Here is a 15,771-nt window from a genome sequence, read left to right on the forward strand (position 1 = left end):
GAGGAGATGATGGAGCAGCAGGCGATCAGGAGCGTCGAATACGACCGGCCTCAGGCGCAGGGTACGACTTGTGGCATCGGGCAGGCGTGGGCGAAGGTGCCCGAAACGCCGTCGGCGGAAGAGAAATTGGCGCTGAAAGCGCGTATTCGCGCGCTACTCAAGCGTGAGAAAGCGGTGCTCGTCGCGCATTATTATGTCGACGCTGAGTTGCAGGAACTTGCCGACGAGACCGGCGGCTGCGTGGCCGATTCGCTGGAAATGGCGCGTTTTGGTCGCGATCACGACGCGCAGACACTGGTGGTCGCGGGCGTGCGCTTCATGGGCGAGACCGCGAAAATTCTGAGCCCCGACAAGCGCATTCTGATGCCGGATCTCGATGCGACATGTTCGCTCGACCTCGGCTGTCCGGTCGACGAGTTCTCGGCGTTCTGCGATGCGCATCCGGATCGCACGGTGGTCGTGTATGCGAACACGAGCGCAGCAGTGAAGGCGCGCGCGGACTGGATGGTGACGTCGTCGATCGGGCTGGAGATCGTCGCCGATCTGCATGCGCGTGGCGAGAAAATCATCTGGGCGCCGGATCGTCATCTTGGCAGTTACATTCAGGGCAAGACCGGCGCGGACATGCTGATGTGGCAGGGCTCGTGCCTCGTCCACGACGAATTCAAGGGTATCGAACTGGATCTGCTGCGCGCCGAGTATCCGCGCGCTAAGGTGCTCGTGCATCCGGAGTCGCCGGCCAACGTGGTCGCGCAGGCGGATGTGGTCGGCTCGACCACGCAGTTGATCGACGCCGCGCAGAAGCTCGACGCGAGCCATTTCATCGTCGCGACCGACCTCGGCATCCTGCACAAGATGCAGCTCGCCGCGCCCGGCAAGACGTTGATCGCCGCGCCGACGGCCGGCAACAGCGCGACCTGCAAGAGCTGCGCGCACTGCCCGTGGATGGCGATGAACGGTCTCGCGAATCTGGTCGACGTGCTCGAGCGCGGCCACAACGAGATTTTCGTCGATCGTGCGATTGGCGAGCGGGCGCGTCTGCCGATCGATCGGATGCTCGACTTCGCGGCGCGTCACAAGAAGCGCGTGCAGGCAAGCGGCGATCTCGCGCGCGATGCGCAACTGTATTCGAACGTGGGGGCAGCGTAATGACGGTGATGGAAAAGGCGCTGCAGCAGGCAGTGATGCATGAAGAGGCCAACGGCGCGGCCCATGGCGACGCCAACAACGCGGTGTCTCCACTTTTCGCGGAGATTCACGCGCAATACGGCGCGGCGTTCGATGCGGCGCTCGCGCGCAATGTCGCGGATGCGCTCGCCGAAGACGTCGGCAGCGGCGATCAGACCGGCCGTCTCGTGCCTGCCGACGACGTGCGCGACGCACGCATCATCGTGCGAGAGGACGCGGTGCTGTGCGGTGTGCTGTGGTTCGAAGCGGTGATGCGCGCAGTCGATCCGCGCATCGAGGTGCGGTGGCGTTATCGCGAGGGCGAGCGGATGAGTGCGGATTCGCCGGTCTGCGAATTGCGCGGCCCGGTGCGTGCGCTGCTGACCGCGGAGCGCAACGCGATGAATTTCCTGCAGTTGCTGTCTGGCGTAGCGAGCGCGACGCGCCGTTATGTCGACGCGATCGCTCACTCGCGCACGCGCGTGCTCGATACGCGCAAGACCTTGCCCGGTTTGCGGCTCGCGCAGAAATACGCGGTACGTGTCGGCGGCGGCGCGAACCAGCGGCTCGCGCTGTACGACGGCATTCTGATCAAGGAAAACCATATCGCGGCGGCCGGCGGCGTTGGCGCGGCAATGGACGCGGCTCTCGCGTTGAATGCGGGCGTGCCGATCCAGATCGAGGTCGAAACGCTCGAGCAACTGGAAACCGCGCTCGCGCATCGCGCGCAATCGATTCTGCTCGATAACTTCTCGTTCGACATGATGCGTGACGCGGTTCGGATTACGGCGGGGCGCGCGGTGCTGGAAGTCTCCGGCGGCGTGAACTTCGAAACCGTGCGCACGATCGCGGAGACGGGTGTCGATCGCGTATCGATCGGCGCATTGACCAAGGACGTACGAGCGACCGACTATTCGATGCGGATCGTTTGAGGTTCATGCGTTAGCGCTGCAGCCTCGCGCTTGCGGGTGCCGTGGCCGAACGAACAGACAAGGCCCTCGCCGGGTTCACTCCGGCGAGGGCCTTGTCGTTTTTGCGCCGTTGTTTCAGCCTGCGTTTCGACGCGCGTCGATCGGACTTGTAGGGCCCGCCATGCCGGGCATCAAGCGTCCGACCTACGCACATACTCCGGCGACAACACTGTCGGCAAAGCCTTTGGCAACGCGTTGGGCCAGTCGCGGCTGAAATGCAGGCCGCGGCTTTCTCGCCGCGAGCGCGCACCGTCGACGATCAACGATGCGACGTCGACCAGATTGCGCAGCTCCAGCAGATCGCGGCTCACCTTGAAGTTCGCGTAGTACTCATGGATCTCGTCGCGCAGCAGTGCGAGCCGGTGCTTTGCGCGTTCGAGCCGCTTGTCGGTACGCACGATGCCGACGTAATTCCACATCAGCCGTCGCAGTTCGTCCCAGTTGTGCGCGACTACGACTTCCTCGTCCGGATCGGACACGCGGCTTTCGTCCCAGGCCGGCAGCGGCGCGTGGATCGCGGCGCTGAAGCCTTCCGCTTCGATGGCCTGCGCGGCCGAACGGCCGATCACCAGGCATTCGAGCAGCGAGTTACTGGCAAGCCGGTTCGCGCCGTGCAGGCCGGTGCAGGAGGTCTCGCCGACCGCATAGAGGCCCGCCAGGTCGGTGCGGCCCGCGAGATCGGTGACGACGCCGCCACACGTGTAGTGCGCGGCCGGCACGACCGGGATCGGCTCTTTGGTGATGTCGATGCCGAATTCGAGGCAGCGGGCGAGAATGGTCGGGAAATGCTCGCGCAGAAACTCGGCCGGCTGATGGCTGATGTCCAGATACACGCAATCGATGCCGCGCTTCTTGATCTCGAAGTCGATCGCGCGCGCGACGATGTCGCGTGGGGCGAGCTCCGCGCGCTCGTCGTGATTCGGCATGAAGCGCGTGCCGTCGGGTAGTTTCAGGATGCCGCCTTCGCCGCGCACCGCCTCCGAAATCAGGAACGACTTCGCGTACGGATGGAACAGGCAGGTCGGGTGGAACTGGATGAATTCCATGTTCGATACGCGGCAACCGGCGCGCCAGGCCATTGCGATGCCGTCGCCGGTCGCGGTGTCGGGGTTGGTCGTGTACAGATAGACCTTGCCGGCGCCGCCGGTCGCGAGCACCGTGTGCGGCGCTTCGATCGTGACCGTGCGGCCGCTTTGCAGGTCGAGCGCGTACAGGCCGTGGCAGCGGCGGCCGGGCAGGCCGAGGCGCTCGGAGGTGATCAGGTCGATCGCGTGGTGGTCTTCGAGCAGCGTGATGTTCGGGTGCTGGCGCACCTTTTCGCTCAACGTGGCGACCACCGCGTGGCCGGTGGCGTCGGCTGCGTGAATGATCCGGCGGTGGCTATGGCCGCCTTCGCGCGTCAGGTGAAAGCCGAGTTCGGCGGCGTCGTCCTTCGTGAACGGCACGCCTTGCTCGATCAGCCATTCGATTGCCGCGCGCCCATGTTCGACGATGAAGCGCGTCGCCGCCTCGTCGCACAGACCGCCGCCCGCGATCAAGGTGTCGCGCACGTGGTTCTCGACGCTATCCGCGGAATCGAGTACCGCGGCGATGCCGCCCTGCGCCCAGTCGCTCGCGCCCTCCGTCAGCGATCGCTTGGCGATCACCGCGACCCGTCGCGTCTGCGCGAGATTGAGTGCGACGCTCAGTCCAGCCAGACCGCTACCGACAATCGCCACATCGAATTCCATTGCCTGCATCTCCATCTTTCGTTTTGCGATGACGGCGCGCGAATCGCACGCCGCGAAAACGACACAGGATACGCGTCGCGACGGACGAGCGAAAGCTGGCCAAATGGAATAGGGCGTTGCGCGCGTTCAAGGCGGTGTTATTGCGGCGCACGCCCAAAACAAAAAGCCCCGCACGGATGCGAGGCTTTTCGGCATGTCTTCGCCTTCGTCAGGCGAGAGGAGCCCAAGATTACTTGATCTTGGTTTCCTTGTAGTCAACGTGCTTGCGGATGACCGGATCAAATTTCTTGATCAGCATCTTTTCCGGCATGTTGCGTTTGTTCTTCGTGGTCGTGTAGAAGTGACCCGTGCCTGCGGTCGATTCCAGCTTGATCTTGTCGCGTGCGCCTTTAGCCATGATTTACTCCTTAGGCTTCACCGCGTGCGCGCAGGTCTGCGAGCACAGCGTCGATACCGTTCTTGTCGATCAGGCGCAGGCCGGCGTTCGAAATACGCAGACGCACCCAACGGTTTTCGCTTTCCACCCAGATACGGCGGCTTTGCAGGTTCGGCAGGAACCGGCGCTTGGTCTTGTTGTTCGCGTGGGAAACGTTGTTGCCGCTCATCGGCGCTTTCCCAGTTACTTGGCATACGCGTGCCATGAGAGCACTCCTAATACGCTAATTCTGAGTTCGAACGCCGTGAAAGTTTCCCGAAAAGAGCCGCGCTGAAGTGGAGTTCGCAAGTACTCGCTACTACAGCCGCCTGACCTTTTTGGAACGCCTCAGTGGCTTCGGAACAGGGGGTTGGAAATAGGCAAACCGGGATTCTAGCAGAAAAAAAGCCGCAAAATCAAACCTTATTTGTGCTGCCCGGTCACGCCGTTGTCCAGCGGCCTCTGCGCTTCGTGCGCCGCCGCGGGCTTTTGCGTCTGCCCCGGCCAGCCGGCGCGGGCGAATGAGTATACGCTATCCGCGCCAATCACCAGATGATCGATCAGCTGGATGTCGACCAGCGCGAGCGCATCGCGCAGCGTCTGCGTCAGGCGGCAGTCGCTCGCGCTCGGGTGCACGGCGCCGGACGGGTGGTTGTGCGCGACGATCAGGCTCGCGGCATTCGCGGCGAGCGCCTGCCGGACGATTTCGCGCGGATACACGGCCATGCGCGTGAGCGTGCCTTGCGCGCTTTCCTCGCAGCGGATCAGCCGATGCCGCGCGTCGAGAAAGAGCGACACGAACACCTCCTGTGACCGCCCGCCGATCAGCAGGCGCAGATAATTTTCGACCGCCTCGGGCGAATTCATCAACTGGCGCTTGCGCAGCTTGTCGACCAGCGAGCGGCGCGCCATTTCCATGATCGCGAGCAACTGCGCCTTTTTCGCGGGACCGATGCCGCGGATGCCGTCGAAATCCGCGTAGGTGGCGTTGAGCATCGCGCGCATCGAGCCGAAGCGTTCCAGCAGTGTCTTCGCGACGTCGAACACGTCGTGGCCGGGCAGGCCGGAGCCCAGCACCAGCGCGATCATTTCGGTGTCCGACAGTACTTTGGGCCCGTGGCTGATCAGCCGTTCGCGCGGCATGTCGTTGCGATGCCATTTGCCGCGCACGAGCCGCGGCCGCGCGCGGGCAGGGGCGGCAGCGGGCGCTTGCGCCGCGCCGGCCGGCCGCGGCGCCGTGGCCTCGCATAGGGTGCCGCGCTGGCCGTGGGCGGGTCCGGCGCGCTCGCGCGTGTCGGGCTGCGCTGTCGCGTTGGGGGTTTCGTCGATTGTGCCGGCGAAATTTGCCATATATATAGAGTCCTCCACTTCCGGTTGGTGGCTCGCGCGGCGCGAAGGCGCCGCCACGGCCATGCCACCTTCGCGCGCGACGGACTCAAGCCGGCGCCCGCTAGGTGGCTTACAATAGACGCTTTGCGCACGGCACCCCGACGGTTTGCCACACGCGTCGACTGCTCCCGCGGCGCACGCGTGCAGCGCGCTTCGACTGAGCGAGCATTGCATGAGCATCATCGACATTTCCGAGGTGAAACCCGGTTCACACGTCACGCTGCATTACCGGCTTTCGCTTGCCGATGGCGCCGAAGTGATCAACACGTTTAACGACAAGCCGGCCACGCTGCTGCTCGGCGCCGGTCAACTGGCTCCGCCGCTGGAAGATATTTTGCTGGGTTTGAAGGTGGGCCACCATTCGACCTTTCAGCTAGCACCCGGTCAGGCGTTCGGGCCGCGCAATCCGGAGCTGATCCAGCGCGTCTCCCTTGCCACATTGCGGGAAAACAGCATGATCGGCGAGGATTTTTCGCCGGGCGATCTGGTCGAATTCAACGCGCCGGGCGGCGGCCGCTATGCTGGCGTGCTGAAGGAAGTCGGCGAAACGTCGGCCCTGTTCGATTTCAATCACCCGCTTGCCGGCCAGGCGCTGGCGTTTGAAGTGAAAATCATCGGGATTCTGTAAACATGAGCATTGCGGATACGACTCTTGCCGAAGCGGAGATCCTGCTGGCCCAGCCACGCGGGTTCTGTGCCGGCGTCGACCGGGCGATCGAGATCGTCGAGCGCGCCATCAAGCTGTATGGCGCGCCGATCTACGTGCGTCACGAAATCGTCCATAACGCCTACGTGGTCGAGGATCTGCGCAAGAAGGGCGCGATCTTCATCGAGAACCTGGACGAAGTGCCGTCCGGCAACACGGTGATCTTCAGCGCGCACGGCGTGTCGAAGGCCGTGCGCTCGGAGGCGGAGTCGCGCGGGTTGCGGGTGTACGACGCGACCTGTCCGCTCGTGACCAAGGTGCACATCGAAGTCGCGAAGATGCGTCAGGACGGCTTCGACATCGTGATGATCGGCCACAAGGGCCACCCGGAAGTCGAAGGCACGATGGGCCAGGCGGCCGAGGGCATGCATCTCGTGGAGGACATCGAGGACGTGCAGGCGTTGCAGCTCGCCGATCCCGAGCGCATCGCGTTCGTCACGCAAACCACACTGTCGGTCGACGACGCCGCCGAAATCATCGGCGCGCTGAAGGCCAAATACCCGTCCATCCGCGAGCCGAAGAAGCAGGACATCTGCTACGCCACGCAGAACCGGCAGGACGCGGTGAAGTTCATGGCGCCACAGTGCGACGTCGTGATCGTCGTTGGCAGTCCGAACAGCTCGAACTCGAATCGCCTGCGCGAACTCGCCGAAAAGCTCGGCGTGCCGGCCTATATGGTCGATTCGCCCGACCAGATCGACCCGGTCTGGGTCGAAGGCAAGCGCCGCATCGGCGTGACGGCCGGCGCGTCGGCGCCGGAAGTGCTGGCACAGGCGGTGATCGCGCGTCTGCGCGAACTCGGCGTGCGCAACATGCGCGCGCTCGAAGGCATCGAGGAAAACATCGCGTTTCCGCTGCCGCGTGGACTGGGTCTGCCGACCTGACGTCCAACAATCCCTCGCTTCGTTGAAAGGAAAGCGCACCTAAGGGTGCGCTTTTTTTATGGCTCGCCTCTCACGAGTCACTTAAATAATAAGTGCCACATCAAATGTGTTTGTCAACTTTGGTGACCTTGCGCACTAATTATTTTGAATTCCGATCTGGTCTTTTTATGGTTTTCGAGGGATGCGTCCCCGTTTCCTGATAACCGGATCGCGAGCGACAATTAATCATGCACTGAGTTAGTGCAATTGATCTAATGCGCACTGAACCGTCATATCTGACGCAAAGCCCGGCCTATCCGGCATTCCACCCGATTACCCGCAACACTTGATGCCATCGGGCTCGGCGTCGGTGCAACTGATGCACGAAAAAGAATCGCAACCGGGTTGCGCTTTTTCGTCGATTTAGCTCTCAAAATAAGGTTGCAATGCAGGAAAACCCCACCGTTTCAACAATATTGCCAGTCGCATAATTGGAGTTACAATGCGCGCGTTCTCAAGGCCTTGAGGTCCTGAACAGTGGATTTTGCAAGGCGCAGGAGACCCTACTTGATGCGAGTCAAATTTGCTTACGCCGTGTCCGTCGCGGCCGCGGTTGCGATGTTGACCGCGTGCGGCAAGAAACCGGATGGCGAAGCGGGAGCGGGCGCATCGGCGGCATCGGCCGCGGCGGTGGCCGCCGCGAGCGAAGCGACTATCGTGAAGATCGGTCATGCCGCGCCGTTGACGGGCGGTATCGCCCATCTGGGCAAGGACAACGAAAATGGGGCACGCCTCGCGGTCGAGGAAATCAATGCGCAGGGTCTGACGATCGACGGTCATAAGATCCAGTTGCAGCTCGACGCGCAGGACGATGCGGCGGACCCGAAAACGGGCACCGCCGTCGCGCAGAAGCTGGTCGACGATCATGTGGTCGCGGTGGTGGGGCATCTGAACTCGGGCGTGTCGATTCCGGCGTCGAAGATCTATAGCGACGCGAGCATCCTCGAGATTTCGCCGTCGTCGACCAATCCGGCGTACACGCAGCAGGGTTTCAAGACGACCTATCGGGTGGTCGCGACCGATGCGCAGCAGGGTCCGGCGCTCGCCAACTACGCCGTCAAGGCGTTGGGCGCCAAACGCATCGCGGTAGTGGACGATGCGACGGCCTACGGCAAGGGTCTCGCGGACGAATTCGCGAAGACCGCCGCGGCGGACGGAGCGAAGATCGTCGCGCGGGAGGCGACGAACGACAAGGCCACGGATTTCCGGGCCATTCTCACGAAGATCAAGAGTGTTCAGCCGGACGCCATCATGTTCGGCGGCATGGACGCGACGGGCGGGCCGTTTACGAAGCAGGCGGCCGCGCTCGGTATCAGGGCAAAAATCCTTGGCGGCGACGGTGTGTGTACCGACAAGGTGGGCGAGCTGGCGGGAACCGCCGTGCAAAACCTGGTCTGTTCGGAAGCAGGACTCGCGCTTTCGAAAATGGACAGGGGAGCGGACTTCGAAAAGAAGTACGAAGACCGTTTCCACACACCGGTGCAGATTTACGCGCCGTTCACGTACGACGCTGTATACGTGATCGTCGATGCAATGAAGCGCGCTAATTCGATCGAGGCGCCCAAGGTGCTGGCTGCGATGCCTTCGACCGATTACAACGGAGTAATCGGCCACATCGCGTTCGACGACAAGGGTGATTTGAAAGAGGGCGCCATTACGCTTTACGACTTCAAGGACGGCAAGAAAGCGGTTCTCGACGTCGTAAAGATGTGATGACGGGAAGTTTGGCCTGACGGCACCGACACCATCCAACGGTGCCGTTTTTGCATCCGCCGATGGCGGGCCCGCGACCGCATCCCGGTCGTCCAGGCTCACCGGCAGCGGATAACCCTTACCGGTCTTTTACATCAGTACCCGCAGTGCCGTTGAGATTTCGTCGCGCATCACCGCCCACCGGCCGATGAAGAGCACGAATCCAGTCGCACGGGCTAAGGAGCATTAAATGGATATCTTCGTCCAGCAGATCCTGAATGGACTGGTGCTTGGCAGTGTCTACGCCATCATCGCACTAGGCTACACGATGGTTTACGGCATTCTGGGCATCATCAACTTCGCTCACGGCGACGTGTTGATGGTCGGCGCGATGGTCGCGCTGTCCGCCATAGGCGTGCTGCAGAACCACTTCCCCGGCCTCGGCAACGTGCCGACGCTCGTGATCGCGTTGATCATCGCGGCGGTGGTCTGCTCGGTGGTCGGCTACACGATCGAGCGGGTCGCTTACCGGCCGTTGCGGCGCGCGCCGCGTCTCGCACCGCTGATTACCGCGATCGGTGTGTCGATCCTGCTGCAGACTCTCGCGATGATGATCTGGTCGCGCAATCCGCTGCCGTTCCCGCAACTGCTGCCGACCGATCCGATCAACGTGATCAAGGCCACCGACACGACGCCGGGCGCGGTGATCTCGATGACTGAAATCGTCATCATCGTGGTCGCGTTCCTCGTGATGGCCGGTCTGCTGCTGCTCGTGCACAAGACCAGGCTCGGCCGCGCGATGCGTGCGATCGCCGAGAACCCGAACGTCGCGAGCCTGATGGGCGTGAATCCGAACTTCGTGATTTCGGCGACCTTCATGATCGGCTCGGCGCTTGCCGCGCTGGCCGGTGTGATGATCGCGTCCGAATACGGCAACGCGCACTTCTACATGGGCTTCATCCCCGGCCTGAAGGCCTTTACCGCGGCGGTGCTGGGCGGGATCGGCAACCTCGGCGGCGCGATGGTGGGCGGCGTGCTCCTCGGCCTGATCGAGCAACTGGGCGCCGGCTACATCGGCAACCTCACGGGCGGCGTGTTCGGCAGTAACTACCAGGACGTGTTCGCGTTCGTGGTGCTGATCGTCGTGCTGGTGTTCCGTCCGTCGGGTCTGCTCGGCGAACGTGTCGCGGATCGCGCTTGATCCCCGGGCCATAAGGAGTCAACAATCATGACCTCAATTCAACCGATCGAGCCGTCGACGACGCTCATTCCCGAAAAGAACCGCACGAAGACGCTGACCATCGGCCTGCTCACGGCGGTCTTCGTGATCGCGGCACCGATGATCATCGGCGCCGCCGGCGGCAACTACTGGGTCCGCGTGCTCGACTTCGCGATGCTGTACGTGATGCTCGCGCTGGGCCTGAACGTGGTGGTCGGCTTCGCCGGCCTGCTCGACCTGGGCTACATCGCGTTCTACGCGATCGGCGCCTACACGGCCGCGCTGCTGAGCTCGCCGCACCTGTCGACGCAATTCGAGTGGATCGCGCATCTCGCGCCGAACGGTCTGCACGTGCCGATCTTCCTGATCGTGCCGATCGCGATGGCGCTTGCCGCGATGTTCGGGATTCTGCTTGGTGCGCCGACGCTGCGTCTGCGTGGCGACTACCTCGCGATCGTGACCCTCGGCTTCGGGGAAATCGTGCGGATCTTCATGAACAACCTCGACCGTCCGGTGAACATCACCAACGGCCCGAAGGGGATCACGGGTATCGATCCGGTGCAGGTGGGCGGCTTCAGCCTGTCGCAGTCGCACTCGCTGTTCGGCATGCAGTTTCCGTCGGTGTACCTGTATTACTACCTGTTCGTGCTGTGCGCGCTGTTCGTGATCTGGACCTGTACGCGTCTGCAGCATTCGCGTATCGGCCGTGCGTGGGCCGCGATTCGCGAAGACGAAATCGCCGCCAAGGCGATGGGCATCAACACCCGTAACGTGAAGCTGCTCGCGTTCGCGATGGGCGCGTCGTTCGGCGGGCTGTCGGGCGCGATGTTCGGCTCGTTCCAGGGCTTCGTGTCGCCGGAGTCGTTCACGTTCTGGGAATCGGTCGTGGTGCTGGCGTGCGTGGTGCTCGGCGGCATGGGCCACATTCCGGGCGTGATTCTCGGCGCGGTACTGCTCGCGGTGTTCCCCGAGTTCCTGCGCTCGACGATGGGGCCGCTGCAGAACATGATCTTCGGCCATGAAATCGTCGATACGGAAGTGATCCGTCAGCTGCTGTACGGTCTCGCGATGGTCGTGATCATGCTGTATCGCTCGGAAGGCCTGTGGCCCGCGCCGAAGCATGAAGACAGGATTGCGAAGCTGGCGAAGCGCAACGGCAAGAAGCCGGTGCGCGCGTAAAGACGTCGGGCGGGGCCACGGCCCTGCATGAGGCCCGAGTCGGCGCTCAAGCGCGCACTCGGGTCGACAGGAGAAAAAGACATGAGCGATAACGTAAGCAACAACGCGCCGATCCGCCTGTCGGTGAAGGGCGTCAACAAGCGCTTCGGCGGCCTGCAGGCATTGTCGGACGTCGGCCTGCAAATTCGCGCGGGCGAGATCTACGGTCTGATCGGCCCGAACGGTGCCGGCAAGACCACGTTCTTCAACGTGATCACGGGGCTGTACACGCCGGATTCGGGCGAGTTCAAGCTCGACGGCGACAACTACACGCCGACCGCGGTGTATCAGGTCGCGAAGGCGGGCATCGCGCGCACGTTCCAGAACATCCGTCTGTTCGGCGGCATGACCGCGCTCGAAAACGTGATGGTCGGCCGTCATGTGCGCACCAAGCACGGCCTGCTGGGCGCGGTGTTCCAGACGCCGGCCGAGCGCAAGGAAGAGCGCGAAATCAAGGAGCGCGCGCTCGAACTGCTCGACTACGTCGGCATCACGCAGTACGCGGACTACACGTCGCGCAACCTGTCGTACGGCCACCAGCGGCGCCTCGAAATCGCCCGTGCGCTGGCGACCGATCCGAAGCTGCTCGCGCTGGACGAACCGGCGGCCGGCATGAACGCAACCGAAAAGGTCGAGCTGACCAAGCTGCTCGACAAGATCCGCGCGGACGGCAAGACGATCCTGCTGATCGAACACGACGTGAAGCTGGTGATGGGTCTGTGCAACCAGATGACGGTGCTCGACTACGGCAAGGTGATTGCGCAGGGTCTGCCGCAGGACGTGCAGAAGGATGCGAAGGTGATCGAAGCTTATCTGGGTGCGGGAGTCCACTGATGTCCACGACGCAAGCAATGCTGAAAATCAAGGGCCTGCAGGTCAACTACGGTGGCATTCAGGCGGTCAAGGGCGTCGACCTCGAAGTCGGCCAGGGCGAACTCGTCACGCTGATTGGCGCGAACGGAGCGGGCAAGACCACGACGATGAAGGCGATCACCGGCCTGAAGGCGTATGCGGCCGGCGACATCGAGTACATGGGTCAGTCCATCAAGGGGCTGCCCGCGCACGAGCTGCTCAAGCGCGGTCTCGCGATGGTGCCGGAAGGGCGCGGCATCTTCGCGCGCATGTCGATCATCGAGAACATGCAGATGGGCGCGTATCTGCGCAACGATGCCGATGGTATCAAGTCGGACGTCGAGCGCATGTTCGGCTTTTTCCCGCGTCTGAAGGAGCGCGCATCGCAATACGCGGGCACGCTGTCGGGCGGCGAGCAGCAGATGCTGGCGATGGCGCGCGCGATCATCTCGCGTCCCAAGCTGCTGCTGCTCGACGAACCGTCGATGGGTCTGTCGCCGATCATGGTCGAGAAGATCTTCGAAGTGGTGCGTTCGATTTCGGCCGAAGGCATGACCGTGCTGCTGGTCGAGCAGAACGCGCGTCTCGCGTTGCAGGCCGCGAATCGCGGCTACGTGATGGACTCGGGTCTGATCACGATGTCGGGCGACGCGAAGCAGATGCTCGACGATCCGAAGGTTCGGGCTGCTTACCTCGGTGAATAAGTGATTGAATAAGTAGCCGGCTAAGTCAGTGAGCTGCAGGATGCGCGCGGCTCACACGCCATCCGTCTGCAACGCAAAACGCGCCCTTCGACGCAACGTCGTGGGGCGCGTTCTATTTGGTCGGCCCAGCGGCGCGAATTATGGGAGTCGCCCGATAACCGCGCTGATTTCATCCTTGGTGAACGCCCGCAGCGTTTTCGAGCGGACATTGCCGGCCGAACCGAGCGCGAAGCCGAAGGTGAGGAAGCTCTGTTCGTCAGCCGCCTCGACGACCGAGACGAGATCGTATTCTCCTAGCGTCCAGTAAATCTGCTTCATTTCGCAGCCAAAAGACTTCGCCATCTCCGCAGCCTGTCCGGCGCGCTGCGCGCTGTTCTTGACGGTGCGGATACCCTGATCCGTGAATTGCAGAAGCACCACATAAGTCGCCATGACGATTCCCCTTACGATTAAGACGGGTTGGGACTCGGGCGCATGAGGCGTACCGCGAACCGTCGCGGAGTGTCGCAAACGAGTCGTTAGAGCATCGGCGTCGTCTCGTGCGTAAAACGATTCTAGGCAATCGGTTTGTGCGCTATTCGCGGTTTGTCCGAATGCGCCGATATGTGCGCGGATGCGGCGCGAACAGCAGGAGAAGGCGACGCGGTTCGATGGCGCGCCATGAAAAAAGCCGCATGCGCTAGCGAACGCATGCGGCCTTGCCGTCTTCAATCAGGTGTGCGACGCGATTTACGTCGCCGGCACCGCGTCCGCGAATTTGCCGAGCCGCTTGCCGAGGCTGATCACCGCATCGGCGCGATAACCGAGCGCTTCGTAGAACGCCTGGATGTCGGCCTTCGCCGACAGCACCTGCAGATTCAGCTTCGGACAGCCCAGCGCGGTCAGCGTGTTTTCCACGTGCGCGACCAGACGCGTACCGATGCCGTGACGTCGCAACGCTTCGTCGACCGCGAGCGAATACAGCCAGCCGCGGTGCCCGTCATAACCGCCCATCACGGTGCCGACGATACGTCCGTCGAGCACCGCGACGAAGAACAGTTCCGGCTGCGTGGCGAGCTTGTTCTCGATCGACAGATGCGGATTGCGCTGCGGGCGCGTGGCGTCCCGGTACTCTGGGAAGGCCTGCTGCCACAGCGCGACCACGGCATCGGTGTCGCTCGCGTCGAAGCGGCGGATCGAAAGCGTCGGGGTTATCGTCATCGGCATGCTCCGTGGCAATTACAGCGAATCGAGCACGGAGCGTAGCATCGCCATCATCTGGTCGATCTCTTCGGTCGTCACGTTCAGCGCAGGCATGAAGCGCAGCAGGTTCGGACGCGCGGCGTTCAGCAGCACGCCGTCGGGCTGCATGTCGCGCGCCTTCTCGACGATCTGGTTGCCGATGTCCTTGCCGAGCAGCAGCGCGCGCAGAAGACCCTCACCGCGTTCGCCCTTGAAGCCACGCTCTTCCGACAGTTCGAGCAGCTTCGCGCGCAGATATTCGCCGCGCGCACGCACGCCTTCGAGGAAGCCCGGCGCCACCAGTTGCGAGATCACCGAGTAGCCGACGGCGGTCATCAGCGGATTGCCGTTGTAGGTGCCACCCTGATCGCCCGCTTCGAACACCGCGACTTCCGCCTTCGAGAGCAGCGCCGCTAGCGGCACGCCGCCACCGATGCCCTTGCCGAGCGTCATGATGTCCGGCTCGATACCCGACAGCTGATACGCGAACAGCGTACCCGCGCGACCGCAGCCGCTCTGCACTTCATCGACGATCAGCAGGATGTTGTGCTTTTTCGTCAGCTCGCGCAGTTGCTGCATGAATTCGCGCGTCGCCGGGATCACGCCGCCTTCGCCCTGGATCGGCTCGAGCATCACCGCGACGGTCTTTGCGTTGATCAGCTTTTCCACCGATGCGATGTCGTTCAGATCCGCCTTCGGAAAACCCGGCACCTGCGGCGCGTAGATCGTGTCCCAGCCCGGCTTGCCGCTTGCCGACATGGTCGCGAGCGTGCGGCCGTGAAAGCTGTGATCGAACGTGATGATTTCGAATGCGCCGTCCTTGAACTTCTTGCCCCACTTGCGCGCGAGCTTGATTGCGCCTTCGTTCGCCTCGGCGCCGCTGTTCGCGAAGAACACCTTGTCGAAGCAGCTGTGCTGCGTGAGCAGTCCCGCGAGCTTCGCCATCGGCTCGTTGTAGAACGCCGGCGACGGGTTCAGCAGCAGCTTCGCCTGCGTGTTCAGCGCTTCGAGCATGCCGTCGTTGCAGTGGCCGAGACTGTTGACCGCCCAGCCCTGAATGAAATCCAGATAGCGCTTGCCGTTGTTGTCGTACAGCCACGAGCCCTTGCCGTGCGTGAAAACGATTTCGGGCCGATTCGTGATGTACATCAGCGACTCGATTGGATACTCATTGAAATTCATGACGGCAGGCTCCAGGCAAAAGGGTAAGAGCAGGGTGAAGGATCAGAGAGACGGTTTGGCCCATGAAACGGCGGCCGGAAAAACAGAAAAGCCACGGCATGCCGTGGCTTTCATGATTCGAACAGCTTGCGCCCAGTGCTGGATGTGGCGCGAGTCCGTGACGAAGCCAGCGGCGTCCCTAGGGGAGCGGCGAGCGGCGACGTCGGAGTTCGGACTGGATGCGGTTCATGCGCGAAAGAATACGATAAGAAAAGCGCCGATGTAAACCATGAATTTGCAGCGACGCTATCTCACGGCCAATTTGCCGGCCTGTCGCGCGGCTGACATATTTAACGCGCGCGGCCTGCGCAGGCACTGATGCGAGTGCCCGCGCTCCCAACCG

The 15,771-nt window shown here is 62.8% G+C and carries 16 protein-coding genes; 9 read left to right on the forward strand and 7 right to left on the reverse strand.

What is annotated here, in order from left to right; genetic code table 11:
* Positions 1–9: 9 nt before the first annotated feature.
* Positions 10–1,149: a quinolinate synthase NadA gene (nadA, locus tag HHL14_RS00315; RefSeq protein ID WP_206002170.1), complete on the forward strand. Its 1,140-nt coding sequence runs from the start codon at positions 10–12 to the stop codon at positions 1,147–1,149.
* Positions 1,150–1,157: 8 nt separating this feature from the next.
* On the forward strand, positions 1,158–2,099 hold the full coding sequence (nadC, locus tag HHL14_RS00320) for a carboxylating nicotinate-nucleotide diphosphorylase (protein ID WP_407945255.1): 942 nt from the start codon (positions 1,158–1,160) through the stop codon (positions 2,097–2,099).
* Positions 2,100–2,269: 170 nt separating this feature from the next.
* On the opposite strand, the gene nadB is transcribed toward nadC, so the two are convergent.
* The 4 genes from nadB to radC all read right to left on the reverse strand — a co-directional run bounded on the left by nadB (position 2,270) and on the right by radC (position 5,633).
* Positions 2,270–3,868 carry an L-aspartate oxidase gene (gene nadB / locus HHL14_RS00325; protein ID WP_169495614.1) on the reverse strand — a complete coding sequence of 533 codons (1,599 nt, stop codon included), beginning with the start codon at positions 3,866–3,868 and terminating at the stop codon, positions 2,270–2,272.
* Positions 3,869–4,097: 229 nt separating this feature from the next.
* The gene (gene rpmG / locus HHL14_RS00330; RefSeq protein WP_008919555.1) at positions 4,098–4,265 is read right to left on the reverse strand and encodes a 50S ribosomal protein L33; all 168 of its coding nucleotides are present in this window, start codon (positions 4,263–4,265) and stop codon (positions 4,098–4,100) included.
* Positions 4,266–4,275: 10 nt separating this feature from the next.
* Complete coding sequence (gene rpmB, locus HHL14_RS00335; protein ID WP_006050117.1) at positions 4,276–4,509, reverse strand: 50S ribosomal protein L28; 234 nt, start codon at positions 4,507–4,509, stop codon at positions 4,276–4,278.
* Positions 4,510–4,706: 197 nt separating this feature from the next.
* Positions 4,707–5,633, reverse strand: coding sequence for a RadC family protein (radC, locus tag HHL14_RS00340; protein WP_169495615.1), 927 nt, complete (start codon positions 5,631–5,633; stop codon positions 4,707–4,709).
* Positions 5,634–5,844: 211 nt separating this feature from the next.
* On the opposite strand from radC, the gene HHL14_RS00345 reads away from it, so the two are divergent.
* From HHL14_RS00345 to HHL14_RS00375, 7 genes are all read left to right on the forward strand, one after another.
* Positions 5,845–6,300: an FKBP-type peptidyl-prolyl cis-trans isomerase gene (locus HHL14_RS00345; protein ID WP_075302429.1), complete on the forward strand. Its 456-nt coding sequence runs from the start codon at positions 5,845–5,847 to the stop codon at positions 6,298–6,300.
* Between the two features lie 2 nt (positions 6,301–6,302).
* A complete protein-coding gene (gene ispH, locus HHL14_RS00350; protein ID WP_169495616.1) occupies positions 6,303–7,262 on the forward strand; it encodes a 4-hydroxy-3-methylbut-2-enyl diphosphate reductase in 960 nt (319 codons plus the stop codon).
* Between the two features lie 549 nt (positions 7,263–7,811).
* Positions 7,812–9,014 carry a branched-chain amino acid ABC transporter substrate-binding protein gene (locus HHL14_RS00355; protein ID WP_169495617.1) on the forward strand — a complete coding sequence of 401 codons (1,203 nt, stop codon included), beginning with the start codon at positions 7,812–7,814 and terminating at the stop codon, positions 9,012–9,014.
* Positions 9,015–9,243: 229 nt separating this feature from the next.
* The gene (locus HHL14_RS00360; protein ID WP_169495618.1) at positions 9,244–10,194 is read left to right on the forward strand and encodes a branched-chain amino acid ABC transporter permease; all 951 of its coding nucleotides are present in this window, start codon (positions 9,244–9,246) and stop codon (positions 10,192–10,194) included.
* Between the two features lie 27 nt (positions 10,195–10,221).
* Positions 10,222–11,391 carry an ABC transporter permease subunit gene (locus HHL14_RS00365; RefSeq protein ID WP_169495619.1) on the forward strand — a complete coding sequence of 390 codons (1,170 nt, stop codon included), beginning with the start codon at positions 10,222–10,224 and terminating at the stop codon, positions 11,389–11,391.
* A gap of 81 nt (positions 11,392–11,472) precedes the next feature.
* Positions 11,473–12,264 (forward strand): ABC transporter ATP-binding protein, encoded by a 792-nt coding sequence (locus HHL14_RS00370; RefSeq protein WP_169495620.1) that lies wholly within the window; start codon positions 11,473–11,475, stop codon positions 12,262–12,264.
* 17 nt (positions 12,265–12,281) lie between these two features.
* Positions 12,282–12,986: an ABC transporter ATP-binding protein gene (locus HHL14_RS00375; RefSeq protein WP_407945256.1), complete on the forward strand. Its 705-nt coding sequence runs from the start codon at positions 12,282–12,284 to the stop codon at positions 12,984–12,986.
* 138 nt (positions 12,987–13,124) lie between these two features.
* On the opposite strand, the gene HHL14_RS00380 is transcribed toward HHL14_RS00375, so the two are convergent.
* From HHL14_RS00380 to HHL14_RS00390, 3 genes are all read right to left on the reverse strand, one after another.
* Positions 13,125–13,418: a GYD domain-containing protein gene (locus HHL14_RS00380; protein WP_169496270.1), complete on the reverse strand. Its 294-nt coding sequence runs from the start codon at positions 13,416–13,418 to the stop codon at positions 13,125–13,127.
* 297 nt (positions 13,419–13,715) lie between these two features.
* Positions 13,716–14,186: a GNAT family acetyltransferase gene (locus HHL14_RS00385; protein WP_169495622.1), complete on the reverse strand. Its 471-nt coding sequence runs from the start codon at positions 14,184–14,186 to the stop codon at positions 13,716–13,718.
* Between the two features lie 18 nt (positions 14,187–14,204).
* The gene (locus tag HHL14_RS00390; protein WP_169495623.1) at positions 14,205–15,389 is read right to left on the reverse strand and encodes an acetylornithine transaminase; all 1,185 of its coding nucleotides are present in this window, start codon (positions 15,387–15,389) and stop codon (positions 14,205–14,207) included.
* Between the last annotated feature and the right edge of the window lie 382 nt (positions 15,390–15,771).

Source organism: Paraburkholderia antibiotica (assembly GCF_012927125.1).
Classification (GTDB): domain Bacteria; phylum Pseudomonadota; class Gammaproteobacteria; order Burkholderiales; family Burkholderiaceae; genus Paraburkholderia; species Paraburkholderia antibiotica.

Excerpts from the sequence above, each read along its gene's own strand:
- nadA (WP_206002170.1), top strand. The coding sequence starts at position 10 with ATGGAGCAGCAGGCGATCAGGAGCGTCGAATACGACCGGCCTCAGGCG.
- nadC (WP_407945255.1), top strand. The coding sequence starts at position 1,158 with ATGGAAAAGGCGCTGCAGCAGGCAGTGATGCATGAAGAGGCCAACGGC.
- nadB (WP_169495614.1), bottom strand. The coding sequence starts at position 3,868 with ATGGAATTCGATGTGGCGATTGTCGGTAGCGGTCTGGCTGGACTGAGC.
- rpmG (WP_008919555.1), bottom strand. The coding sequence starts at position 4,265 with ATGGCTAAAGGCGCACGCGACAAGATCAAGCTGGAATCGACCGCAGGC.
- rpmB (WP_006050117.1), bottom strand. The coding sequence starts at position 4,509 with ATGGCACGCGTATGCCAAGTAACTGGGAAAGCGCCGATGAGCGGCAAC.
- radC (WP_169495615.1), bottom strand. The coding sequence starts at position 5,633 with ATGGCAAATTTCGCCGGCACAATCGACGAAACCCCCAACGCGACAGCG.
- HHL14_RS00345 (WP_075302429.1), top strand. The coding sequence starts at position 5,845 with ATGAGCATCATCGACATTTCCGAGGTGAAACCCGGTTCACACGTCACG.
- ispH (WP_169495616.1), top strand. The coding sequence starts at position 6,303 with ATGAGCATTGCGGATACGACTCTTGCCGAAGCGGAGATCCTGCTGGCC.
- HHL14_RS00355 (WP_169495617.1), top strand. The coding sequence starts at position 7,812 with ATGCGAGTCAAATTTGCTTACGCCGTGTCCGTCGCGGCCGCGGTTGCG.
- HHL14_RS00360 (WP_169495618.1), top strand. The coding sequence starts at position 9,244 with ATGGATATCTTCGTCCAGCAGATCCTGAATGGACTGGTGCTTGGCAGT.
- HHL14_RS00365 (WP_169495619.1), top strand. The coding sequence starts at position 10,222 with ATGACCTCAATTCAACCGATCGAGCCGTCGACGACGCTCATTCCCGAA.
- HHL14_RS00370 (WP_169495620.1), top strand. The coding sequence starts at position 11,473 with ATGAGCGATAACGTAAGCAACAACGCGCCGATCCGCCTGTCGGTGAAG.
- HHL14_RS00375 (WP_407945256.1), top strand. The coding sequence starts at position 12,282 with ATGCTGAAAATCAAGGGCCTGCAGGTCAACTACGGTGGCATTCAGGCG.
- HHL14_RS00380 (WP_169496270.1), bottom strand. The coding sequence starts at position 13,418 with ATGGCGACTTATGTGGTGCTTCTGCAATTCACGGATCAGGGTATCCGC.
- HHL14_RS00385 (WP_169495622.1), bottom strand. The coding sequence starts at position 14,186 with ATGACGATAACCCCGACGCTTTCGATCCGCCGCTTCGACGCGAGCGAC.
- HHL14_RS00390 (WP_169495623.1), bottom strand. The coding sequence starts at position 15,389 with ATGAATTTCAATGAGTATCCAATCGAGTCGCTGATGTACATCACGAAT.